Consider the following 23,531-nt stretch of genomic DNA (forward strand, 5'->3'; position numbering starts at 1 on the left):
GTCGGGGGGTCGGGGATTAATTTGTCCATACAAATTTTCCTTTTGCGTTGGAGCCGCCGCTTGCCGTTTCTCACGCGGCTAAGAGGTGGCAGCTATGTGCGGGGTGAGAAAACCGGTTATGGACACCCGGGCCAGACCAAAGTCTGCCCGCACACAGCCGCCATAACGCATTTGCGGACAGCGGATAAGCTGGCGCGATTATGCGGTTACAGGCTCTGTATGACCATAAGTTGCCAGGTTCTCACACCCGATCACTGAGTTTTCAGTGACAAGCAAAGACTAAAGAGCCCGCTTCCGAGCAACAACCTTAAAAATCTGTGGGCGTTTTCTTCGTTTTTGGTAGGAGATGTCCTGCAATGACGACGACATTTTTATCGACAGTGAAGCCGCCATCGCGAGCAGGCTCGCTCCTACAGGCGACTGCGGTCGTACGCGCAATCCGTGAAGAACCAAAAAAAAAGCCCGCGGGAGGGCGGGCAAACCGTAGTTTCTTGAATGAGCGAGCGCAATGTACCGGTTGCCGGGGCGCGATGGGGTGAAGAAAAATTCATCTGCGCCGCGGCAAAGTCGGGGCTTACGGCAAATGATCGGCCGCAAAGTCCGCCTCCGACCGTGCCCGCAAACGCCCCTTGCGACAGGCTTGCTGGAAGCGTTCGAAGTCTTGGTCATTCTGTTCGGTATAGGTTTTCGCATACTTGAACAGCGCATCGGCCAGCGCATCGCTTTTGCCGATATAACCGCTGATCTGCGCAGCGTGCCCGGACGATTTGGCGTGCGCACGGGCGAGGGCGCGGCCGCAGATTCGGCCGTAGGCGGCAAAGGCTTCGGCGTCGAAGGTTTCCAGTTCGGCGGAGATTTTCATGTCGCGCAACTGGCGCACGTAAAAATGGCGACCGTTGGGGCCGGTGGTCCAGCCGAGGAACAGATCACTGGCGGACTGCATCAGCCGTTGGCCATCGACCACGCGCTGACCGTTATGCCGCACGCGAGACTTGGTCTTCACGTAATCGGCGAGCACCGACCGCCGTGCTTCCTTGAATTGCAGGAACAACGGGAACTCTTGCTCGTCAGTCAGCAGCGCCACCAGGCAGCGCGTGCCGACACTGCCGACACCGACCACTTTGAACGCCAGGTCCTGAACATTGAAACGTGACAGCAGCCCGCGCCGGTCGGCTTGCAGGGTCGTCCGGTACTCACTCATGAACGTCTCGTAGAGCGGTCGCCAGTCCGCGAGCCGCAGCCAGTCATCGTCGGCATCCAGCAGCGTGGTGTTTTTGTGCAGATGGAAAATTTCTGGCAGATCATCGCGAATGATCAGACGGCCTTCGGCGTCACGTTCACTGATTTTCGGCAACAGTTCGGCATGGGTGCGGCGTTCGGCTTTGGCGATGGCGCGCTCCACGTGCTCCAGCGTGGCTTTACTCGCCTGTTGCCGCAGATCGTCATAACTGATGGACTCGTACCAAGTCTCCAACGCGCTTTGCTCTGCGCATTCGAGCATCGTTTGCTGATACGCGGCGACCACTTCGCGGCAGACATTTTCTTCCACGGTTTCGCCATGGCGCAGGTCACGGGCGGCCACCATGAAACTCGCCACCAGACGTTTGACATCCCACTCCCAGGGGCCGGGATGGGCCTCATCGAAGTCATTGACGCTGAACAGCAGGTTGCGTTCCGGCGTGGCGAAACCGCCGAAGTTCATCAAGTGACTGTCACCGCAGATCGTCGACACCAGACCCATGTTCGCCGTGCCGGCCAGGTCGTGAGCCTGCAACAGCGCGTTGCCGCGATAAAAGGTGAATGGCGACACCAGCATGCGACCGTAGCGCAACTCGACCAGAGAATTGACCCGTCCCTCGCTGGAGCGCTTGATCAGTGGCAGCGGGTCACGATTGGTTTTTCCGGTGGCCGCTTGAGCACTGCGAGGGCAGTTTTTTCGAGCGTCCTTGCCTTGCTTCAAGCGGTCTTTGAGGGTGGTCATGGCGACTCTGCGTTGTGGGCTTGTGCGGATTGAGTGTAGGAGGGCCATGAAACTTCGTTCATAGAAAAAAAACGCGGAAAGCGTATGAATCGTGGCCTCACACAAGCGAAACTCGCCGAACTTGCCCGATTGACGCGGCGCAAAGTCATTGCTGTGGAGAAGGGCGCTCTTTCGGTGAGCATGCTTGCTTACTGAAGGGCGGTAATTCGCCTTGGCCGAGGCTTCTTTGGTTACGGGGTCACGCTGTCGTTGCTGGTGTGCGTTGTTGGGGCTGCAACGACTGTCCACGGCGCTGGAAGACCTGGAGTACGACACGTTGATGTAGTCTCGTTGGCGATTCTACTGGCACAAAAAAAGGCACTGGGAAAACCACCAGGAGCCTTTTTCTGAGTCAGGACATTACGTCGACCGAGAGTGGTGGGAGCTCAACAAAAAACACGACCAGTATGAGTAGACGTCCGGATCGTGGTACTGTTTTAACAGCCGGCTGATACCGAAATATTTTAGAAAAACAATAGGTGGAGTACAGGGCTTTATTGTAAAGTATCGTCTAATTTAATAGTTGTTAAAAAATAACAGTGGTCGAATTGCAGCAAAGGATGTCGTCATGCTGGTTGTCTTTGTGGAAGAAATGGTGGAAGTTTGTGATTGATTTTAAAGTTAAGCCAGTCATGAATTCGAAGTGCCTGATTTTAGCCGGCTCTTTCGCTCTGGTCACTTGTTTCGTATTATTGGTTTGTTCATTGTTGTTTCCGATATGGGAAACAAATGATGATGTTGCAATGTCGATGATCGCTCATGGTTATGGTATTGCATCCAGTGGTTCTCCACCGACCCTTATGTTTTCAAACGTTTTGTGGGGGTACTTTGTACGATTTATTCCGGAAGTTAATGGTGTATTAGGTTATTCCATTGCAACCATGGGGACTCTGGTTGTAGTTGGGGCGTTTGTTGTTAATGGGCTGTTCCGGCTTGGCGTGAGTTACTTGGGTTGTTTGTCTGTATTAGTACTTTTGCTTGCGCGCCCAACACTTTTTCCTCAATTCACCATTAACTCTGGTTTTTTGATGGTGGCCGCATTTGTCTGCTGGCATTTGTATGAGAGGGAACGTGATTTTCGAATGTTGGTGTACGGCTGTGTTCTAGCCTTTTTTAGCTATATGATTAGAAGTCATGAGTTTTTGCTGGTGCTTCTCGTTGCATGGCCGCTACTTCGCTGGAAAAAAATACTTTTACTAAAACAGGCGAAAATTTCTTTTGTTGTTCTCGCTTTGGCGGTGGCAGTAGCAGCCTTCATCGACCACCGAGCCTATCAGGGCGACGAATGGGGGGCATTCAGTGAGCTTAACCCGGCGCGCGCCCCTTTTACGGATTTTGGTGCTGCAGAAAACCTTAAGCAGCGGCAGGATATTCTATCGCACCATGGTTACAGTTCTAATGATGTAAGCCTGATAGAAAACTGGTTTTTTGTGGATTCAGTTGTTGCAAAGCCGCAAGTATTACAGGCAATGCTGGACGAGTTGGGTGCCGTGCCGACTCAGGACATTGCACTGGGTAACGGTTGGCTAGGAATCCAGGTCTTGTGGCATCCTGTGCTCTTGGTTTCTGTATTGGCTGCGTTATCGTTGCTATTAATCAGGCCAAGTTGGCGATTGGCGGTAAGTTGGGGTTTGTGTGTTTCTGCGATGTTTGCATTTGGGTTGTTGGGGCGCCCTGGGATCTTGCGGGTATATGTTCCACTTGTCGGCTTGCTGTTAATTGCTCCGTTTTTTACTGTGATGGCTTCGGGGTGGCGCAAGAAGTTGAGTGTCGCTATCCCGCTTGTGGCTGCGTTGATCACGGTGGTAAATTTATATCCGGAAGTTGAAGGCTCAAAAAATAGAATAGTAGCAGCCAGTGAGTCTTTTCACGACTTCCCTGATTATCCAATAGTTGTATGGGGTGTTGGCGTACCCTTTGAAGCTATTTATCCTGTAATGGGCGCAGCAACGACGGCGATGCAGTATCAGTTTTACGGTCTTGGCGTTTCTACGCTTGCGCCTTTTTCAGTCGCTTTTTCAGAGACTGCAGGAGGCCGGGGGATGGTTGATAAACTCCTGGATAAGGCTGGAGTGCCCGTGATATCCAGTGAAAAGATGCTTGAGTATCTTGATATTTATTGCGGTGAGCATCATGGAGGTGTCTTGAAATATTTAAGCACACAACAGTTCGGTCCTTATTTACTGAATAGGGTCCGATGCGAAATCCTGAAGTAGTCGTGGGTCATGTACTCATCAAATCGTTTGCTATGGCGCACCGCGTATGGAGGTGTGGCGTTTTAGGTGGTTGGCCGAATTGAATGGAGAGCGCCCAGGTAAAAAAGCCGTAAAAATTCAATTTTCCGAGGATTTGCGGCTTTCTTTATTTTCAGCGACAACGCGTGATCAAGGCGTTGCTATAGCCACCCCTTGTGACTGATGGCGATGTGGGGGGTAGATGTTGCAACGAATGCGCGATCCTGAAGAGACGCTGCTCCTTTCGTCAGGCTGCCTGGCGACTGATCAACGAGCGAAGCCCAACCATGCGGACACAAAAAAGGCACTTGCGATAATCGCCAAGTGCCTTTTTTGTCTAGCTTGTTTGGTGGAGCCGGGGGGATTTGAACCCCCGTCCGCCAGTACTCCGCTGTCGGTACTACATGCGTAGCCGTGTCTATTAAGTTAACCCTCAGCGACCCGACGGGCAGGGTGCTTTGGGCGAGTTGTGTAAGTTTTAGCCGCTTCGTCCACAACGTACTGCACGGCGATTCTGTTCTATATGACAATCACTTTGGGTTTACAGACATCCCCTGATGATTGCTGGACCCGAAGGTACCAGAAGGGAAGGGCTAAGGCTGCTTACGCAGCGAGAGCGTATTCCCCGTAGGTTTCGTCATTGGCAACTATAAGAAGTTGCAACAGTGGATTTACGAGTTCTGTTACCAACTCGGCATGCACCTAAAGTTTCGCGACCGGCGTCGAATCCTAAACGGCCCCGTGCCTGTTGCTCTGTGAATCAAAGTGAGCAGCAAGCCTGCGCAGTGTACGCCAACGTGGCTCAGAAGGCCACCCGATGCTTGGCGCGAGTGATCATGGGTTGGGATCTTTGCTCAGTTTGCCAGCGACAATGCCTGGGTGGCCTCGGTGACGCATTTTTTGTCGTCCCCGGCAGCTTTTGAAGCTTCGGCGCTGGCCAGCAGTCTTTTGATCTCCATTGTGGTGTTGTCAGGGCTCGCCGGCAGTGCATTCACTTTGGCTTTGAGCTGTTGCAGCTTGCTCGTACAAAGGTCGTTGTCCGCTGCAAATACGGGAGAAGCCAACAGTGCAGCAGACATGAGCAAACCAGCGATCGCGGTACGTTTCATGGGTATTTCCTTGTACGGGTAGTCTTGGTGCTGCCATAGGGGCGGGGGCTCGGCCGAGGTCGAAAAACAAGCCACGATTGATCGGCCCTAACTAAAAGACTACGACGCTGCGCAAGAATTCGCTTTTCACCCAAAGGCTATGGAAAAAAGGTCCATGCATGCCCAAACCCCAGAAGCAACAAAACCCGCAGTTAGCGGGTTTTGGTTTGTTTCGCATTGGGTGGAGCCATCCTGAGCGCTCCCTGGCCTGTTGCTCTGTGAATCTTGATGAGCAACAAGCCTGCGAGTTGAACGCCAGGAAAGCCCACCCGAAGGTTGGCATTGTGCCGGGTTACTTCCCGCCTTTGTTCGCGTCCTTGATTTGCTTGATCGTTTGTTCTGTCTCGGCGATGCAATCGTCAGTCCCTTCCTTGGTGCCTTTTGCCTGATCGGCTTTGGCTTGCTTGACGCTGTCCATTACCTGATCAGACATTTCTGGAGGAGTCTGTGCCCTGGCATTTTCGATGGTTTTAATGTTGACCGCACAGAGGTCTTCAGCGGCAAACGAGGGGGACGCCATCAGCGAGACAGTAACGAACAGACCTAACAGTACAGAACGTTTCATGAGTATCTCCTTGATCTGAGGGTCCACGCATTTGCTGGCCATCAGAACGGGCTGCCGAGGTTGGGTAAGGCCCGGCAATGTCCGGGCTTAACCAGTGGACTACGACGTTTCGTCAGGGTTCTATTTTTCTTCAGATGCCCCTCGGCTGTGTGACCCGATCCACCAGATAGACCAGCCCGTGGTAGTCGATTCCGCCATGTTGCGTCAGACCGATCTCACAGGTGCGGCTGGTCGAAATCCCCTCGCTGCACTGTTGCACCGCGTCCTTGAGCGTACGCAGCGAATGGGCATTCAGCTCCGGCGTGGTGAAGCCCTTGTCGCCGGCAAATCCACAGCAGTGAATGCCTTCGGGAATGACCACGTTTTTGCTGCACTTGCGCGCCAGATCAATCAGCGCCTGGCTTTCCCCGAGGTGCTGAGTGCTGCACGTGACGTGCACGGCGATGGGCGCTTCCTGCGGCGTGAAGTCGAGACGATCCATCAAATGCGTACGGATGAAACGCACCGGGTCGTACAGGTCCAGTCGAACATCTCCCAGGTCCTGAACCAGTCGCAAGGTACAGGGGCTGGTGTCGCAGTAGATCGGATCGAGCCCGCCACGGCTGGCGTGCAGTAATGCGCCAATCAGTTCCTGGCGCTTGTGTTCGGCCTGTTCGGCGTAGCCCTTGGAGGCAAACGGCTGGCCGCAGCAGAGATTGTCCTGATTGTCCGGAAAGACTACCTGGTAACCGGCTTTTTCCAGCAGGCCACGGGTTTTGTCGTACAGCGACATTTGCTCTTTATCACCGGCCGCCGGGCCCATGACCCGTGAGACGCAAGCTGCCAGGTACACCACGCGAGGGCGCTCGTCCGACACGATCGGGCTGAAGCGAATGGCTTTTTCTGGCTGCGGCATGGCGTTGGTCCATTGTGGGACCTGGCCTTTGGACAACTTCGTCAGCGTTGCCGAAAGCTTCGCCAGACGTGGCGCCCCCAGCAGCATCCGCGCGCCATTGGCCACATGCAGGGTGAAACGGGCGCCTTGCAGCGCGGTGGCGAAATTGCCTTCCAGCCAATTGGCAGTTTTCGTATGCGTCGCCTTACGGCCGCGAAGCTTTTTCACCAGCTCGCCAGTGTTGATTCCTACAGGGCAACGCTGTGCGCACAACCCGGTGGCGGCGCAGGTGTCGATGCCTTGGTATTCGTAAGCGGCTTCGAGTTCCGTGGTGTCCACGCCGGCGCGTTTTTTTGCCTGAATGTCTCGCCAGATCACGATGCGCTGGCGCGGGCTCAGGGTCAGGCCTTTCGACGGGCAGACCGGCTCACAAAAACCGCACTCGATGCACTTATCCACAATCTCGTCGGCGGCCGGCAACGGCTTCAGGTGTTTGAGGTGAATCTGCGGATCGTCGCTGAGCACCACATCCGGATTGAGAATGCCGTTGGGGTCGAGCAGGCGTTTGAGCTGCCACATCAACTGGTAGGCATCGCTGCCCCATTCCAGTTCCACGAACGGCGCCATGTTGCGACCGGTGCCGTGCTCGGCTTTCAGCGAACCGCCGAATTCCACCGCGACCAACTGCGCCACGTCGTCCATGAACGCCTGGTAGCGTGCGACTTCTTCCGGGTTGTTGAAGCCTTGGGTGAAGACGAAGTGCAGATTACCTTCCAGCGCGTGTCCGAAAAGGATCGCTTCGTCGTAGTGATGCTTGTCGAACAACTCGATCAGACGATTCACGCCGATGGCCAGTTGTTCTACCGGGAAGGTCACGTCTTCGATGATCACCGTGGTGCCGGTTTTGCGCACCGCGCCGACGGCGGGGAAGGTGTCCTTGCGAATGGCCCAGAGGCGGGCGTTCTCGATTGGGTCTTCGGTGAAATCGACCTGTTTTTCCACTGGGAACGAAGTCAGCGACGCCATGATTTGCGCCAGTTGCTCGTGCAGCAAAGTCGACGACGCGGCGCGGGATTCGATCAGCAGCGCGCAGGCATTGTTCGACAGGTGCTGTACGAAATCCGGCATGCCGGGTTTGTTCTGCACTGAACGCAGACTGCGACGGTCGAGCAGTTCCACGGCCGACACCGGTTGGCTTTTCAGCACGGTGACGGCGTTGCAGCAGGTCTCCACATCCGGAAACACGATCAGTGCCGAGGCCTTGTTCGGGTGGTCGATCACCGTGTCGTAGGTCACGGCACTGATGAACCCCAGGGTGCCTTCGGAACCCACCAGCAAGTGGCTCAAGATATCCACAGGCTCGTCGTAATCCACCAGGGCGTTGAGTGACAGGCCGGTGGTATTTTTTAGACGGTATTTGTGGCGGATTTTTGCAGCCAGTTCGGAATTGGCGCGGGTCTCGCGGCCCAGTGTCGCTAAACGTTCAAGCAGCGCTGCGTGGCTCTCACGAAACGCCGCGACACTCGCCGCATCTTCGGTGTCGAGGCGGCTGCCGTCGGCGAGCACCAGGCGAATACCGGCCAGCGTGTGATAGGTATTTTGCGCCGTGCCGCAGCACATGCCGCTGGCGTTATTGGCGACGATACCGCCGATTTTGCAGGCGTTGATCGAGGCCGGGTCGGGACCGATCTTGCGTCCGAACGGCGCCAGCCAAGCGTTGGCCTGCGCGCCGATGACGCCCGGCTGCAGACGGATTTGCGTGCCGTGGCCGCGGATCTCGCGTCCGTTCCAGTTATCCCCAAGCACGATCAGCACCGAATCGCTGATGGCCTGGCCGGACAGGCTGGTGCCGGCGGCGCGGAAGGTCACCGGAACCTGATCCCGTTGCGCCAGTTTCAGCAACGCCACCACTTCATCTTCAGACTCGACGCGGATCACCAATTGCGGAATCAACCGGTAGAAACTGGCATCGGTGCCGAACGCCAATGTCGACAAAGGGTCGTCGAACCGTCGTTCTTGAGGTATCAGTTGCTGCGCATCTCGCAGGAAAGTCGCCGGTAGAGTCATTGGTCCTCCAGGATCAAAACCACCAGGTCTTTCGGGCCGTGGGCACCGTAAGCCAGGACTTGTTCGATGTCGGCCGTTTTCGACGGGCCGGACACCAGCAGCGCGTTGGTCGGCATGCCGTGAGCCCAGTTGAACTCCTGCTGCACCTGATAGAAGTTGTCACGGATTTCACTGGCCTTGAGCAGGGCGAAATGTACGGGGGGCACCAGGCTCATCAAGCGCGGTTCTTCCCGCGTCGGCCAGAGAATCAGGCTACCTGTGGCGGCGATTGCGCCGAGGGTGGTGGTCAGGCTGGCCGGTGTGTCGTTGAACAGCTCGGCTTTCCATTCTTCCACCGGACGGTCGTAGGCCTTGAGCGTCGGCAAGCCAGGATTTTTCGCCCAGTGCTGAGTGACACGTTGACCGTGCGGCGTCGTCGGCGCGATCAACAGGCTGGGCAGCTGACGATCCTGCAGCAACTGAGCAAGCAACGAAGGCCAGGCTTCGCCGGACGTCAGGTGGATTTCTGTGTGCACCGCTTCCATCAGTTTGCGCAGCTGCGGAATGCGTTGTTCGGGTGCGTAGGTGTACGGCGCTGTCACCAGTTCGACGTCGAACTCGTCAGGCACGGGCGTTGTGCCGGTCAGACTTTTCCGTAACTTGGCGAGGATGTTTTGCTTGGCGCTCATCAGCGATCTCCCTGTTTGGCCAGATGCTCGCGGGCCATGTCGTGCAGTGAGCGGGCAGCCGGTTTCGGGGCGCTGTGGTTTTGCGTCCAGGGGCCGACGTTGCTCGGTGCGAGGGCACGCAGACGCGTGGCGACAAAGCCGAACAGTCGATACAGCGTCGGTGAGCTGTTGAGTTTCGCCCAGGCATTCCAGATAAAACGCTCCTTGCGCGAATACTTGCTGCCCTGGCCGCGCATCACTTGATGCGGGCTATCCGGGGCTTTGACGTTCTCTTCCCGCAGGCGTCGCAGTAGGGAAGGGATAGGGATTTTTACCGGACAGACTTCGCCGCAAGCACCACACAGCGATGACGCACTCGGATGATCCGGGACATTCGCCAGGCCGACCATGTGCGGCGTGATGATTTTTCCGATAGGCCCAGGGTAAACCTCCCCATAGGCGTGGCCGCCGATTCGAGTGTAGACCGGGCAATGATTCATACAGGCGCCGCAGCGAATGCAGTTCAGGGTCTGGCGTAATTCACTGTCGGCAAAGGCCTGGCTGCGACCGTTGTCCAGCAGCACAAGGTGCACTTCCTGCGGGCCATCGAGTTCATCGGCCTTGCGTGGGCCGGAGATCATGTTGACGTAGGTGGTGATCGGCTGGCCGAGGGCCGAGCGGGTCAACAGTGACACCAGCGGCACCACGTCACGCAGGTTTTCCACGACTTTTTCGATGCCGGTAACGGCGATGTGCACCGGCGGCACCGTGGTGGTCATGCGCCCGTTGCCTTCGTTTTCCACCAGCAGCAAGGTGCCGGTTTCGGCCACGGCGAAGTTGACGCCTGAGACGCCGATGTCCGCTTCGAAGAATTTCTGCCGCAAGACTTTGCGACCGATCTGAATGAGTTGGTCAACGTCCTTGGTGTATTCCACGCCAAGTTTGTCATGGAACAAGGACGCGACCTGACCGGCATTCTTGTGGATCGCCGGCATAATAATGTGTGAAGGCTTCTCGTGGTCGAGCTGGACGATGTACTCGCCCATGTCCGATTCCAGGCATTCAATGCCCCGTTCAGCGAGGAAATGGTTCATCTCCATTTCTTCGCTGACCATCGATTTGCCCTTGATCACTTGCCGCCCCTCGTGAGCGCGGATGATCGAGAGGACGATGCCATTGGCTTCGTCCACCGTTTCCGCCCAGTGCACTGTCACACCGTTGCGGGTCAGGTTCTGTTCAAGTTGCTCGAGCAGGTCGGGCAACTTCGATAACGCACGGGCGCGGACAGCATTGCCCAGTGCTCGCAAATGTTCTCTTTCATGGGCATCGCTGAAGGACGCTGCCCGTTTTGTCATCAGTGAATCCATCGCAGTGCGAAAGTTGTTTCGCAGTTGCTTGTCACCCAACGCCTTGTGCGCACGGGTGCGGAAATCTTCTTCTACGGCAACCGTAGGAATAATCGCGGAAGCGTTCATTGAACACCTCCGGTGCGCTGCCAAAGGAAACTGGCCAGGTGTTGGCCGCGCAACGCTTCCTTCTGTTTCTCCAGCGAGCCGTTGATGTTCATCAGGCAACCGCAATCGGCACTGAGTACCTTGTGCGCGCCAGATTCCTTCAACGCCCGGGTCTTGTCAGCCACCATCGCGCCGGAAATGTCTGGCATACGGACGCTGAAAGTCCCACCGAAGCCACAGCATTCACTTTCATGGCTGTGCTCGACTCGCTCCACATTCCCCAACTGCGCCAACAACTCGCGGCCGTGCAAGTGGGTGTTCATCTCACGACGTGCCGAACACGATGTGTGCAACGCCACTTTGACCGGTTCGCCGCTGTCTTTGAGCTGCACCTTGCAGACAAACAACAGAAACTCGGCCAGCTCATACGTCCGGGCCGCCAGGGCCTGAACCTGTTTCAACGTTTGCGGCTCGTCCTTGAACAAGTCGGCATAGTGCTCGCGCAGCATGCCGGCGCACGATCCCGACGGCACCACCACCGGATAATCTCCAGCGAACAGCGCCAGTTGCGCGCGCGCCACGGTCCGGGCCTGGTCGGTGTAACCGGAGGTGTAGGCCGGTTGCCCGCAGCAGCTTTGCCCTTGCGGGTACTCGACACGAATGCCTTCGCGTTCCAGCAGGTGAATCGCATCCATCCCGGCTTCCGGGTAGAACAGATCAACCACGCAGGTCCCGAACAGGTAGACCCGTGCCGGTTTTTCGCTGGGATATTGCCGAGGCTTGGGCAGTAGCGGGGCGACGCGGGTCGCGTTCGGCACGGCGTTGTAAAAAAGCTCGCTCATCAGGCGTGTCTCCGGGTGGTCCCGGTTATCCGTCCGCTGAGGCTGCTGAATATAGAGAGAGATTCTTTCAGCAGCCTTACAGACCGGGTTGTGAATAGCTGACGCCGGAATCGTGGTCCGGCGTCGGTTTTTGCGTTTTTTCGTGTAGTACTTAGTGCACCAGCATGCCGGTGAACCAGTAGGCCTGAGCCAAGGTGATCAGGCCGACGATGGTTGCGAAGAACAGGCTGTGCTTGAGGGTGAAACGGAACAGGTCCGATTCCTTGCCGACCAGACCGGTCGCGGCGCAGGCCACGGCGATCGATTGTGGCGAGATCATCTTGCCGGTCACACCGCCGCTGGTGTTTGCCGCCACCAACAAGGTGTCGTTGACGCCGATCTGGTGCGCGGTGGTCGCTTGCAACGAGCTGAACAGTGCGTTGGACGAGGTGTCGGAACCGGTCAGGAACACACCCAGCCAGCCGAGGAACGGCGAGAAGAACGGGAATGCCGCGCCGGTGCCTGCCAATACCAGTGCCATGGTCGACGACATGCCCGAGTAGTTGGTGACGAAGGCGAACGCCAACACCATGCCGATGGACAGAATCGGCCAACGCAGCTCGTAGAACGTCTCTCTAAAAGTGGTCAGACCAGTTTTGATGTTGATCTTCAACACCAGCATCGAGATCAGTGCGGAGAAGAAAATCGCCGTGCCGGTCGCGGAAATCGGATCGAGTTTGAACACAGCCGGGATGGCGGTCGGAGCGGTCACGATCGGAGCGACCTTGATCACCATTTGGTCCAGGTGCGGAATGGCGAAGTTGAACACCCAGCCGTACATCGAGCCGCCGGCGGCGAACATCGCCTTGAACGGCTTCAGGGTCCAGATGGTGACCAGCACGGTGAGGATCAGGAACGGCGACCAGGCTTTGAAAATTTCACCGAGGCTGTAAGGCGAGGCCACGGTTGTGCGCGGCTGGCCGAAACCGCCGGCGCTGGCAGTCACAACAGAGGCCGAAACGGCGCCGACGATGTGTTGGCCTGCGGCGCGTTTCGGCTGCCAGACTTTCAGGAACAGCGTCAGGGAAATCAGGCTGGCCAGGGCCGAGGTGATGTCCGGCAGTTCCGGGCCGATGAAGTTCGACGTGAAGTATTGGGTGATGGCGAAGCTCAAACCGGCCACCAGTGCTGCTGGCCAGGTTTCCCGCACGCCGCGCAGGCCGTCCATCATGAACACCAGCCAGAACGGCACGAACAGCGACAGCAGCGGCAGTTGGCGACCGGTCATGGCGCCGATCTTGAACGCGTCGATACCGGTCACTTGCCCGGCCACGATGATCGGGATCCCCAAGGCGCCGAAGGCCACTGGCGCGGTGTTGGCGATCAGGCACAGGCCTGCGGCGTACAGCGGGTTGAAGCCGAGTCCTACAAGGAGGGCGGCGGTAATCGCTACCGGTGCGCCGAAACCGGCTGCACCTTCAAGGAATGCACCGAAGCAGAAACCGATCAGCAGCACCTGCAAACGCTGGTCGTCGGTGATCGACAGGACGGAGCTGCGAATCACCTCGAACTGACCACTCTTGACCGTCAGTTTGTAGAGGAACACGGCGGCGACGATGATCCACGCAATCGGCCACAGGCCGTAGGCGAAGCCATACCCGGCGGCGGCGAATGCCATATCGACCGGCATCTGGAACGCGAAGATGGCCACCGCAATGGACAAAGCCAGCGTGATGCTGCCGGCCACGTGCCCTTTGAGTCGGAACACGGCCAACGCCAGGAAGAAAAACACGATGGGGATAACGGCTGCGAGCGCGGAAAAGCCGAGGCTGCCGAGCGGGGTATAGAGCTGTTGCCAGGTTTGCATATGGGGTGGCCCCTAATTGTTGTTGGTCAGGCACTGATCAGCGTTCTTGGATAATTGGTAATACCAATTTACAATCGCTGTTCGCTAGGGTAAAAGCCTTGTAGGCGGCGTGTCAATTTGCCGCCCTAAAACTTTTGTCGAACAAGCGCTGTGGCGCCTGTTTGGGCCGGTCGTACAAATGCCGTCTGGTAGGTGCTGGCAAAGCGCCGATAGGCCAGAATAGAGAGCCCGGCGAGCCGTCGGGATCGTGGAGAATTGAGTTATGGGGTTTGATCAAATTCGTCAGCGCCGTTTGTCTGACGATATTGTCGAGCAGCTTGAGGGGATGATCCTCGAGGGCACGCTGAAGGCAGGTGAGCGCTTGCCGGCCGAGCGCGCATTGGCCGAGCAGTTCGGCGTGTCACGCCCTTCGTTGCGCGAAGCGATTCAGAAGCTGGCGGCCAAGGGCTTGCTGGTCAGTCGCCAGGGGGGCGGCAACTATGTGGTGGAGTCACTGGGCACGACATTCAGTGATCCGCTGCTTCATCTGCTTGAAAGCAACCCCGAGGCCCAGCGCGATCTGCTTGAATTTCGCCATACCCTGGAAGCGTCCTGCGCCTATTACGCAGCAATGCGGGCGACAGATGTCGATCGCGAGCGGCTGACCGCGGCCTTCAATGAATTGCAGGACTGCTACACCCGTCACGATGAAGTGAGTCGGGCGGAAGAGGGGGCGGCGGACGCGAAGTTTCACTTGGCAATCGCCGAAGCCAGTCACAACGCGGTGTTGCTGCACACCATTCGCGGGCTGTTCGATCTGCTCAAACGCAACGTGGTGACCAACATTGGCGGCATGTACAAACAGCGCACGGAAACCCGCGACATGCTGATCACGCAGCATCGGGAGTTGTACATGGCGATTATCGAGGGGCGGGCGGAGCAGGCGCGGGAAGTTTCCAGTCGACACATTTTGTATGTACAGGAAGTGCTGGAAGAGGTGCGTCAGGAAGTGCAGCGCATGGCCCGGGCGGAGCGGCGCAAGGGGATGTAGTCAGTTAGTTTTGTATCGTTCGTGCGATTGCATTCGCGGGCAAGCCTCGCTCCTACAGGGTGACGTGTAGGAGCGAGGCTTGCCCGCGAAGAGGGCCTCAAGGCGAAAAATTACTCTTCCTTGCCCTTGTTGCGCACCGCTCGCTGCAACTCGCGACCGGCGTCGCGTTCGCGTTCGGTATCACGCTTGTCGTATTCCTTCTTGCCCTTGCCCAGAGCGATCTCGCACTTGACCATGTGCTTGCTCCAGTACCAGGACAGGCACACGCAGGCGTAACCCTTTTGCTGCACGGCGGCGGCCAGCTTTTCCAGCTCGCGGCGGTTGAGCAGCAATTTGCGGGTGCGCGTCGGATCGGCGATGACGTGCGTGCTGGCGGTCGTCAGGGGCGTAATGTGGCTGCCGAGCAGCCAGGCTTCGCCATCCTTGAGCAGCACGTAACTGTCGACCAGTTGCAGCTTGCTTGCCCGCAGACTTTTTACTTCCCAGCCGGCCAGGACCAGACCAGCCTCGAACCGATGTTCGATGAAGTAATCGTGTCGCGCCTTTTTATTCTGCGCGATGGTCCCTGTTGGGTGTTTCTTCTGTTTAGCCATAGGGGCGGCATTATAGGGAGTTGCACGCGAGTCGGCTACGGTGATGCTGCGTGCTTGAGCAGGTTGATTGAATCCCGGACAATGCGCCCTCTTTTTTCAATGCTTGGACGTGGTAACGATGTCGACAGACAAGGTTTCTGTCCACGGCAGTTGGGCTAGCCGCTGGGTCTTCATACTCGCCGCGACCGGTTCGGCCGTGGGCCTGGGTAGCATCTGGAAGTTCCCGTACATGGTCGGGGTCTACGGCGGCGGTGCCTTTGTATTGATGTTCCTGGCCTGTATCGCACTGATCGGCGTACCGGTCATGCTGGCTGAAACCCTGATCGGTCGCCGCGCCCGGCAAAGTCCGGCCAATGCCTTGAAGGTGCTGGCGCTGGAGGCCGGGCATTCGGGCAAGTGGTCCTGGGGCGCATTCGCCGGGATGATCACGGCGTTGCTGATCCTGTCTTTCTATAGTGTCGTCGGTGGTTGGTCGCTGGATTACATCATCGACATGGGGCGCGGCGACTTTCAGGGGGTAACGCCGGATCAGGTCGGTGCGTACTTTGGCAAGGTGATCGCCGATCCATGGCGCCTGACACTTTGGCATACGATTTTTATGCTGTTGTCCGCCGTCGTCATCGCCAGGGGCGTAGTCGCCGGCCTTGAGCGCAGCCTGCGCATCATGATGCCGCTGCTCTTCGTGATGGTTCTGGTGCTGCTGGGTTACAGCATGACCACCGGCCATTTCATGGAGGGCGTGCATTTCATGTTCGACTTCCATCCGGAAAAAGTCCTCGACGGCTTGTTGCCGGCCATGGGGCACGCGTTCTTTTCCCTGAGCGTGGGCGTTGGTTCGATCATGATTTATGGCGCCTACATGCCGAAACACTCGTCGATCTCCGGCACCGTGGTCGGTGTCGCGCTGCTCGATACCTTTGTTTCGCTGGTCGCGGGTCTGGCATTGTTTCCGATTGTGTTCGCCGCCGGCCTGAACCCGAGCGAAGGCCCTGGCCTGATGTTCGTCAGCCTGCCATTTGCCTTTGGCAACGTAGCGTTTGGCCAGTTGATGGGGGTAGTGTTCTTCGTCCTGGTCGCGATTGCAGCCTGGAGTTCGGCGATTTCATTGCTCGAACCGATGGTGGCTTACCTGGTTGAACGCACTAAAGTCAGCCGCGCGTGGGTGACTTTCTGGCTGGCGTTCACCTGCTGGTTCGTCGGTCTGGGCACGGTGTTTTCCTTCAATATCTGGAAGGAAGCCAAATTTTTCGTGAACGAAGGCGGGATGTTCCATCTCTATCAATGGGGTGCGGCCGGCGGTCTGGATTTCTTTGGCGTGATCGATTTCTTTACCTCGCGGATCATGTTGCCACTCGGTGGTTTGTGTTTCGTGGTGTTTGCAGGATGGGTGATGGGGCGTGAAGCGGTGCGCGACGAGTTGTCGATCCGCAACCCCATGCTGTTCAATCTGTCCCTGTTTTTGATGCGCTATGTGGCGCCCATCGGCATTCTTGTAGTGTTTGCCGCCCAGCTGTGGAAGTGACGCTGACATGACGACACACATTCAACGTTCGGCTCTGCTGCCGTACCCGGCACAAGCGCTGTATGACCTGGTCAATGACGTGGCACGTTACCCGGAGTTTTTGCCGTGGTGCTCGTCGGCCGAAGTCCTGGAAAACTCTCCCGAGTACATGCGCGCGAGCGTTGGCGTGGCCAAGGGTGGCCTCAGTCAGCATTTCGTGACGCGTAACACTCTGGTCCCCGGGCAATCGATCGAGATGAATCTCGAGGAAGGCCCATTCACCCAGTTGCATGGCATTTGGGTGTTCAAGGCGTTGACCGACAAGGCCTGCAAGATCAGCCTGGACCTGTCGTTCGATTACGCCGGGCCGATTGTTCGCGCGACCCTGGGGCCATTGTTCAATCAGGCGGCCAATACGCTGGTCGATGCGTTCTGCCAGCGCGCCAAACAGATACATGGTTAAGCCCGTGATCGAAATCGAGGTGGTGTATGCCGCCGTTGATCGTCAGGTGCTCCGCTGTGTGACGGTGCCCGCAGGCACAACAGTGCGCGCAGCGCTGCTTGATTCGGGAATAGGCGAAGCGTTTCCAGAGCTGGATCTGGGCGAATGCCCGGTCGGGATTTTCGGCAAGGTGATCGCCGATCCGGACACACACCAGGTTCGGGCGGGGGATCGTCTCGAGATCTATCGGCCTTTGCTGGCCGATCCGAAAGAGGTTCGCCGGTTGCGCGCGGCCAAGGCCGCCGAGGCAAAAGCCCGAAATCAGTGACCTGATTAAATGCCAGACAATAAAAAACCCGGACATTCCGGGTTTTTTATTGCGTCGCAAATTATTGCGGCGAAGTTTCCAGCGGTTCTGGCGTCGGGACTGGAACGGTTTCTACGCCGTCCACGTCCTTCTGGATCTGATCCAGCAACGAACCTGGCTTGACCGGTTTTTCCGGTTTCGGCTTCTCGGCGTTTTCAACAGGTGCGGTCACATTAGTGCCACTGTCCTTGCCGAGAATGGCTTCGTCCCGGCTCACGCCTGGCATGAAATCACCAGAGAGGCTGACAAGTTGGTCATTTGGGTTGAAGATAACGCTAATGCGTTCCTGTTGGCGTTCACCGCCACCGGGTTGCAGGCTGTACAGATAATCCCAGCGATCGGCATGGAACGTGTCGGTCAACAGGGGGTTGCCCATGATAAACCGTACTTGCTTACGGGTCATTCCCGGGCGTAACTGGTTTATCATGTCCTGCGTGACGACATTGCCCTGCTGGATGTCGATTTTGTAAACCCCGGGGAATGAACAACCGGCGAGTGCGAGCAGTCCCACAAAGGTGAAACTGGTTAGCAAGAGCTTGGTGTTTTGCATCGGTGGGCGACTTCCACTATCTTGGCTGGGACAACGTAAACGCCGATCATACCCGCATTAAGAGAAGCTGCGAAGCAGCATCGCGAGAAAGCTGACCATGGTTGAAAATAGCGAACTACGCAAAGCCGGTCTCAAAGTGACCCTTCCACGGGTCAAAATTCTGCAAATGCTCGATTCCGCCGAGCAACGCCACATGAGTGCCGAGGATGTTTACAAGGCGCTGATGGAGGCTGGTGAGGACGTCGGTCTGGCCACGGTTTACCGTGTACTGACTCAGTTCGAGGCAGCTGGCCTTGTGGTGCGGCACAACTTCGACGGAGGCCATGCGGTCTTCGAGCTGGATGACGGCAAGCATCACGACCATATGGTCAACGTCGAAACCAGCGAAGTGATCGAATTCTTCGACGAAGAAATCGAGCGCCTGCAGAAAGCCATCGTCGACAAGTACGGTTTCGAGATGGTCGATCACAATCTGGTGCTGTACGTGCGCAAGAAAAAGTAAGCATGTCGCGCGAATTTCACATTCGCGAAACGAACGAAGGCGACCCCAGGGTCGCCTTCGTGCTGTCTGCCGTTCTTAAATCTTTGCGGTAACGACCATTTTTTTCGCGTGCGCCAGGGATTCCTTGGTGAGGTCGATGCCGCCGAGCATCCGCGCGACTTCTTCAACGCGATCATTCTTGCTCAGTTTGGAGACGGCCGTGTGGGTCGCCTCTTCGCCACGCACCTTGTGCACAAACAGATGCTGATGCCCTTGCGCCGCTACTTGCGGCAAGTGAGTCACTGTCAGTACCTGTCCGCGCTCACCGAGGCGACGCAGTAGCTGGCCGACAATCTCGGCCGTCGGGCCGCCAATGCCGACGTCCACTTCGTCGAATACCAGGGTGGGTACCCGTGAGGTCTGTGCGGTGATCACCTGAATCGCCAGGCTGATCCGCGACAGTTCACCGCCCGAGGCTACTTTGGCCAAAGCTTTCAAGGGCTGGCCGGGGTTGGCGCTGACCAGCAGTTCTACCTGTTCGAGCCCGTTAGGCAGCAGCTCATCGCTGCTGTTGGGGCGCAACTCGATGGTGAAGCGGCCGCCGGGCATGCCCAGTCGCTGGATTTCCTGCTCTACGGCGCTGGCCAGGCTGCTGGAGGCCTGGTGGCGCAGATCGCTCAGTTCGCGAGCCTTTTCTTGATAATGGCGGGCATAAGAGGCCAGTTCATCGCTCAGGCGCTCGATGGATTCATCATTGGCATTGAGGGTTTCAATTTCATCCAGCAAGCGCTGCTGCATCTCGGCGACCTCGGTCGGCTGGATGCGGTGCTTGCGCGCCATGGTATAGATCGCATCGAGGCGTTCTTCCAGGTACTGCAGGCGCGCCGGGTCGGCATCGAAGTTATCGAGGAAGCGATTCAGTTCGCCCACGGCCTCTTCAACCTGGATCTGTGCACTGGTCAGCAAGCTGCTGGCTTCACCCAGTGCGCCGATCGAGTTGTTCACGCTCGAAAGGCGGTTGAGGCTGGCGGTCAGGGCGTTCAGGACATTGCCTGAATCACTTTCGCTGCATTGTTCGACCACTTGCCGGCAGATGCCCAGCAGGGTTTCGGCGTTGGTCAGGTTCTTGTGTTCCTGCTCCAACTGCTCCAGCTCGTTGTCACCGAGGCCGAGATTTTCCAGTTCTTCGAGTTGATAGCTGAGCAGTTGATGGCGGGCGCGTTGTTCATCGCCGGAGTTGGAGAGGCGCTCCAGTTCCTGGCGAGTCTGGCGCCAGCGCTGGGCGGCCAATTGCACCTGGCGGGCAAGGTCGGTGGCGCCGGCGTATTCGTCGAGCAGGCGGCGGTGAGTATCGGTCTTGAGCAGGGATTGGTGCTCGTGCTGGCTGTGGATATCAATCAACAACTCGCCCAGGGCCTTGAGATCACCAAGCGGGCAGGGCGTGCCATTGATATAGCCGCGGGAGCGTCCTTCGGCGGTGATCACCCGGCGCAGAATGCACGGGCCGTCGCTTTCAAGGTCGCGCTCGGCCAGCCAGGCACTGGCTTCGGGAATATCGACCAGGTCGAAGGTGGCCAGGATGTCGGCCTTGTCGGCGCCTGGGCGGACCACGCCACTGTCGGCGCGATCGCCCAGGGTCAGGCCGAGGGCGTCGAGCATGATCGACTTGCCGGCACCGGTTTCCCCTGTGATCACACTCATCCCGCGATCGAGTTCGAGATCGAGATGTTCAACGATGGCGTAATTGTGTACGGACAGGTGCACCAGCATAAAGGCCGCTCCCAGGCTTTAGGTCTGGTTATTTATACAGTGTTTTATTTGCGGCTGACAATGCCCTCTCTTAGCTCGATTTGATTGATCCGACGAAATCGTTAGCGCATCGGGAAATGACAATGCAGCTGTTTTTTGTAGGGTTAATCACAACAAACCCCTTGAAGCTGATTTTTGCGGCCCCATATAGCTGGGCAGAAGCGCGAGTTGAGCTCGCGGACGATATTGAAAGGAGAAATCTATGGCTGACGAACAGACAGTGGATACGCAAAATCAAGAAGCCAACCAGGGCTCCGCGGCTTCGGGTGAAGACCTCGCGGCTCGTGTACAAGTGCTCGAAGAGCAACTGGCAGGCGCGCAGGATCAGGCTTTGCGTGTTGCCGCCGATCTGCAGAACGTCCGCCGTCGCGCCGAGCAGGATGTTGAAAAGGCTCACAAATTCGCTCTGGAAAAATTTGCCGGTGATCTGCTGCCGATCATCGACAGCCTTGAGCGTGGTCTGGAGTTGTCCAACCCGGACGATGAAAGCATCCGCCCAATGCGCGAAGGCATCGAGCTGACCCTGAAAATGTTCCAGGACACCCTGAAGCGTTATCAGCTGGAAGCGATTGACCCGCATGGCGAACCGTTCAACGCCGTTCTTCATCAGGCAATGGCCATGCAGGAAAGCGCTGACGTCGAGCCGAACAGCGTGCTCAAGGTGTTCCAGAAGGGCTATCAGCTCAATGGTCGTCTGCTGCGCCCGGCCATGGTCGTGGTCAGCAAGGCACCGGCACCGGTTTCGCCTTCGATTGACGAGCAGGCTTGAAATTAGCCGCAAGGCCCCCATTTAGAAGTCAAGCGTTTAAGTGCTACCGCAGTTAGCCACCACTGCTGCGGCAACCAAATCCAAAGTTTCGGGAGAGTGAACATGGGCAAAATTATCGGTATCGACCTGGGGACTACCAACTCCTGCGTCTCCGTGCTTGAAAACGGCGTAGCCAAAGTTATTGAAAACGCTGAAGGCGCGCGTACCACGCCGTCGATCATCGCTTACGCCAACGACGGCGAAATCCTCGTTGGTCAGTCGGCCAAGCGTCAGGCTGTGACCAATCCGCACAACACCCTGTATGCGGTGAAGCGTCTGATCGGTCGTAAGTTCGACGAAGAAGTCGTACAGAAAGACATCAAGATGGTCCCTTACAAAATCGCCAAGGCTGACAACGGCGACGCTTGGGTTGAAGTGAACGGCCAGAAAATGTCGCCGCCACAGATCTCGGCTGAAATTCTGAAGAAAATGAAGAAGACCGCCGAAGACTACCTCGGCGAGCCAGTGACCGAAGCGGTGATCACCGTTCCGGCCTACTTCAACGACAGCCAGCGCCAGGCGACCAAAGACGCCGGCCGCATCGCGGGCCTGGACGTTAAACGTATCATCAACGAACCAACCGCAGCCGCTCTGGCTTACGGTATGGACAAGGCGAAAGGCGATCACACCGTGATCGTTTACGACTTGGGCGGCGGTACCTTCGACGTTTCCGTGATCGAAATCGCTGAAGTCGATGGCGAGCACCAGTTCGAAGTATTGGCCACCAACGGTGACACGTTCCTGGGCGGTGAAGACTTTGACATTCGTCTGATCGACTACCTCGTCGACGAATTCAAGAAAGAAAGCGGCATGAACCTCAAAGGTGACCCGCTGGCCATGCAGCGCCTGAAAGAAGCCGCTGAGAAAGCCAAGATCGAACTGTCTTCGAGCATGTCGACCGACGTGAACCTGCCGTACATCACTGCAGACGCCACCGGTCCTAAGCACTTGAACGTGAAAATTTCCCGCGCCAAGCTGGAAGCGCTGGTTGAAGACCTGGTTCAACGCACCATCGAACCTTGCCGCATCGCTCTGAAAGACTCCGGCATCGAAGTTGGCTCGATCAACGACGTGATCCTGGTAGGCGGTCAGACCCGTATGCCACTGGTTCAGAAACTGGTGACCGAGTTCTTCGGTAAAGAAGCACGTAAAGACGTGAACCCGGACGAAGCCGTTGCCATGGGTGCTGCTATCCAGGGCGCCGTATTGGCCGGTGACGTGAAAGACGTTCTGCTGCTGGACGTCAGCCCGCTGACCCTGGGTATCGAAACCATGGGTGGCGTGATGACCGCGCTGATCGAGAAAAACACCACGATTCCTACCAAGAAATCGCAAGTGTTCTCGACTGCCGACGACAACCAGGGCGCCGTGACCATCCACGTGCTGCAAGGCGAGCGTAAGCAAGCAGCCCAGAACAAGTCCCTGGGCAAGTTCGACCTGGCCGAGATTCCACCAGCACCACGTGGCGTGCCACAAATCGAAGTGACCTTCGACATCGACGCCAACGGCATCCTGCACGTAGGCGCCAAAGACAAGGCTACCGGCAAGGCTCAATCGATCGTGATCAAGGCAAACTCCGGTTTGTCCGATGAAGAGATCGAGAAAATGATTCGCGACGCTGAAGCGAACTCCGAGGAAGACCGCAAGTTCGAAGAGCTGGCCACTGCCCGCAACCAGGGCGATGCACTGGTTCACTCGACTCGCAAAATGGTCACTGAGGCAGGCGATAAAGTGACTGCTGAAGAGAAGACTGCAATCGAAGCTGCTGTTGTTGCTCTGGAAGCCGCTGTTAAAGGCGACGACAAAGCTGCAATCGAAGCCAAGGTTGAAGAGCTGTCGAAAGTCTCCGCTCCAGTGGCGCAGAAGATGTACGCCGAACAGGCTCAGCCTGCTGAAGGCGCAGCACCGCACGACGAAAAAGCTGAAAAAGCCGACGACGTTGTCGATGCCGAGTTCGAAGAAGTCAAAGACCACAAGTAAGTTGTTGGTCGCCCGGTTGACTGCCTTTAGGCGGTGACTGGTAGGATGTCGCCGCGCGGGAGCCTGCTCCCGCGTTGGCGTGTCTGGAGTACACGAATTTTTACAGCATGCGACAAGTTCGTGTGCTGGTGGTATGGCCGGGAATGCTCCTGCTTTTCGAGCCGAAAGTACCGCAATGAATCAAAGACCAGGATCGTTGAATTGACGTGAGTTGGGTCCGGGCCTGTATTGGGGCTCAACGAGTTCGGCAGGGCTCAGGAGAGGTTTGTCGAA

General features: G+C 57.2%; 19 protein-coding genes, 1 other RNA gene and 2 pseudogenes. 10 read left to right on the forward strand and 12 right to left on the reverse strand.

Annotation, left to right across the window (positions count from 1 at the left end; all coding sequences use genetic code 11):
* Positions 1-574: 574 nt before the first annotated feature.
* Positions 575-1,981 carry a DUF2252 domain-containing protein gene (locus KGA97_RS13580; RefSeq protein ID WP_223480923.1) on the reverse strand — a complete coding sequence of 469 codons (1,407 nt, stop codon included), beginning with the start codon at positions 1,979-1,981 and terminating at the stop codon, positions 575-577.
* Positions 1,982-2,065: 84 nt separating this feature from the next.
* Here KGA97_RS13580 and KGA97_RS13585 point away from each other — a divergent pair.
* The 3 genes and pseudogenes from KGA97_RS13585 to KGA97_RS13595 form a co-directional block, all read left to right on the forward strand.
* Positions 2,066-2,173, forward strand: a pseudogene (locus KGA97_RS13585) (transcriptional regulator); the annotation flags it as partial.
* A gap of 18 nt (positions 2,174-2,191) precedes the next feature.
* Positions 2,192-2,306: pseudogene (locus KGA97_RS13590) on the forward strand (hypothetical protein); the annotation flags it as partial.
* A 319-nt stretch (positions 2,307-2,625) separates the two neighbouring features.
* The gene (locus KGA97_RS13595; RefSeq protein WP_223480924.1) at positions 2,626-4,236 is read left to right on the forward strand and encodes a hypothetical protein; all 1,611 of its coding nucleotides are present in this window, start codon (positions 2,626-2,628) and stop codon (positions 4,234-4,236) included.
* Between the two features lie 365 nt (positions 4,237-4,601).
* Here KGA97_RS13595 and ssrA read toward each other — a convergent pair.
* The 8 genes from ssrA to KGA97_RS13635 all read right to left on the reverse strand — a co-directional run bounded on the left by ssrA (position 4,602) and on the right by KGA97_RS13635 (position 13,697).
* Positions 4,602-4,995, reverse strand: a transfer-messenger RNA (tmRNA) gene (gene ssrA / locus KGA97_RS13600).
* A 113-nt stretch (positions 4,996-5,108) separates the two neighbouring features.
* Positions 5,109-5,363, reverse strand: coding sequence for a hypothetical protein (locus tag KGA97_RS13605; RefSeq protein ID WP_008036550.1), 255 nt, complete (start codon positions 5,361-5,363; stop codon positions 5,109-5,111).
* Between the two features lie 331 nt (positions 5,364-5,694).
* Positions 5,695-5,967 carry a hypothetical protein gene (locus tag KGA97_RS13610; protein ID WP_008036547.1) on the reverse strand — a complete coding sequence of 91 codons (273 nt, stop codon included), beginning with the start codon at positions 5,965-5,967 and terminating at the stop codon, positions 5,695-5,697.
* A gap of 130 nt (positions 5,968-6,097) precedes the next feature.
* Positions 6,098-8,908, reverse strand: coding sequence for an FAD-binding and (Fe-S)-binding domain-containing protein (locus KGA97_RS13615; RefSeq protein ID WP_223480925.1), 2,811 nt, complete (start codon positions 8,906-8,908; stop codon positions 6,098-6,100).
* Complete coding sequence (locus tag KGA97_RS13620; protein WP_008036540.1) at positions 8,905-9,576, reverse strand: lactate utilization protein C; 672 nt, start codon at positions 9,574-9,576, stop codon at positions 8,905-8,907. Before KGA97_RS13620 ends, KGA97_RS13615 begins: the two co-directional genes overlap by 4 nt.
* Positions 9,576-11,030, reverse strand: coding sequence for a LutB/LldF family L-lactate oxidation iron-sulfur protein (locus tag KGA97_RS13625; RefSeq protein ID WP_008029808.1), 1,455 nt, complete (start codon positions 11,028-11,030; stop codon positions 9,576-9,578). The genes KGA97_RS13620 and KGA97_RS13625 overlap by 1 nt, the downstream gene beginning before the upstream one ends.
* Positions 11,027-11,851, reverse strand: coding sequence for a (Fe-S)-binding protein (locus tag KGA97_RS13630; protein ID WP_207285301.1), 825 nt, complete (start codon positions 11,849-11,851; stop codon positions 11,027-11,029). Before KGA97_RS13630 ends, KGA97_RS13625 begins: the two co-directional genes overlap by 4 nt.
* A gap of 151 nt (positions 11,852-12,002) precedes the next feature.
* A complete protein-coding gene (locus KGA97_RS13635; protein WP_223435482.1) occupies positions 12,003-13,697 on the reverse strand; it encodes a lactate permease LctP family transporter in 1,695 nt (564 codons plus the stop codon).
* A 262-nt stretch (positions 13,698-13,959) separates the two neighbouring features.
* On the opposite strand from KGA97_RS13635, the gene KGA97_RS13640 reads away from it, so the two are divergent.
* Entirely contained in the window at positions 13,960-14,727 is a 768-nt protein-coding gene (locus KGA97_RS13640) for a GntR family transcriptional regulator (protein ID WP_008029801.1), read from the forward strand.
* A gap of 110 nt (positions 14,728-14,837) precedes the next feature.
* Here KGA97_RS13640 and smpB read toward each other — a convergent pair whose 3' ends face one another.
* Entirely contained in the window at positions 14,838-15,320 is a 483-nt protein-coding gene (gene smpB, locus KGA97_RS13645) for an SsrA-binding protein SmpB (RefSeq protein WP_008029800.1), read from the reverse strand.
* Between the two features lie 118 nt (positions 15,321-15,438).
* Here smpB and KGA97_RS13650 point away from each other — a divergent pair, with 118 nt between their 5' ends.
* The 3 genes from KGA97_RS13650 to KGA97_RS13660 are packed head-to-tail and all read left to right on the forward strand — an operon-like array spanning position 15,439 to position 17,591.
* Positions 15,439-16,842: a sodium-dependent transporter gene (locus KGA97_RS13650; protein ID WP_008029797.1), complete on the forward strand. Its 1,404-nt coding sequence runs from the start codon at positions 15,439-15,441 to the stop codon at positions 16,840-16,842.
* 7 nt (positions 16,843-16,849) lie between these two features.
* Complete coding sequence (locus tag KGA97_RS13655) at positions 16,850-17,284, forward strand: type II toxin-antitoxin system RatA family toxin (protein ID WP_008029796.1); 435 nt, start codon at positions 16,850-16,852, stop codon at positions 17,282-17,284.
* Positions 17,277-17,591: an RnfH family protein gene (locus KGA97_RS13660; protein ID WP_008036537.1), complete on the forward strand. Its 315-nt coding sequence runs from the start codon at positions 17,277-17,279 to the stop codon at positions 17,589-17,591. Before KGA97_RS13655 ends, KGA97_RS13660 begins: the two co-directional genes overlap by 8 nt.
* Before the next feature lie 61 nt (positions 17,592-17,652).
* On the opposite strand, the gene KGA97_RS13665 is transcribed toward KGA97_RS13660, so the two are convergent.
* Entirely contained in the window at positions 17,653-18,180 is a 528-nt protein-coding gene (locus tag KGA97_RS13665) for an outer membrane protein assembly factor BamE (RefSeq protein WP_008029791.1), read from the reverse strand.
* A gap of 97 nt (positions 18,181-18,277) precedes the next feature.
* Here KGA97_RS13665 and fur point away from each other — a divergent pair, with 97 nt between their 5' ends.
* A complete protein-coding gene (gene fur, locus KGA97_RS13670; RefSeq protein WP_003197684.1) occupies positions 18,278-18,682 on the forward strand; it encodes a ferric iron uptake transcriptional regulator in 405 nt (134 codons plus the stop codon).
* Between the two features lie 75 nt (positions 18,683-18,757).
* Here fur and recN read toward each other — a convergent pair whose 3' ends face one another.
* Entirely contained in the window at positions 18,758-20,431 is a 1,674-nt protein-coding gene (gene recN, locus KGA97_RS13675) for a DNA repair protein RecN (protein WP_007942901.1), read from the reverse strand.
* Between the two features lie 241 nt (positions 20,432-20,672).
* On the opposite strand from recN, the gene grpE reads away from it, so the two are divergent.
* A complete protein-coding gene (gene grpE, locus KGA97_RS13680; protein ID WP_008029789.1) occupies positions 20,673-21,239 on the forward strand; it encodes a nucleotide exchange factor GrpE in 567 nt (188 codons plus the stop codon).
* Between the two features lie 102 nt (positions 21,240-21,341).
* The gene (gene dnaK, locus KGA97_RS13685; RefSeq protein ID WP_008029786.1) at positions 21,342-23,258 is read left to right on the forward strand and encodes a molecular chaperone DnaK; all 1,917 of its coding nucleotides are present in this window, start codon (positions 21,342-21,344) and stop codon (positions 23,256-23,258) included.
* Positions 23,259-23,531 lie beyond the last annotated feature (273 nt).

The organism is Pseudomonas sp. BF-B-15 (assembly GCF_019946675.1).
Classification (GTDB): domain Bacteria; phylum Pseudomonadota; class Gammaproteobacteria; order Pseudomonadales; family Pseudomonadaceae; genus Aquipseudomonas; species Aquipseudomonas migulae.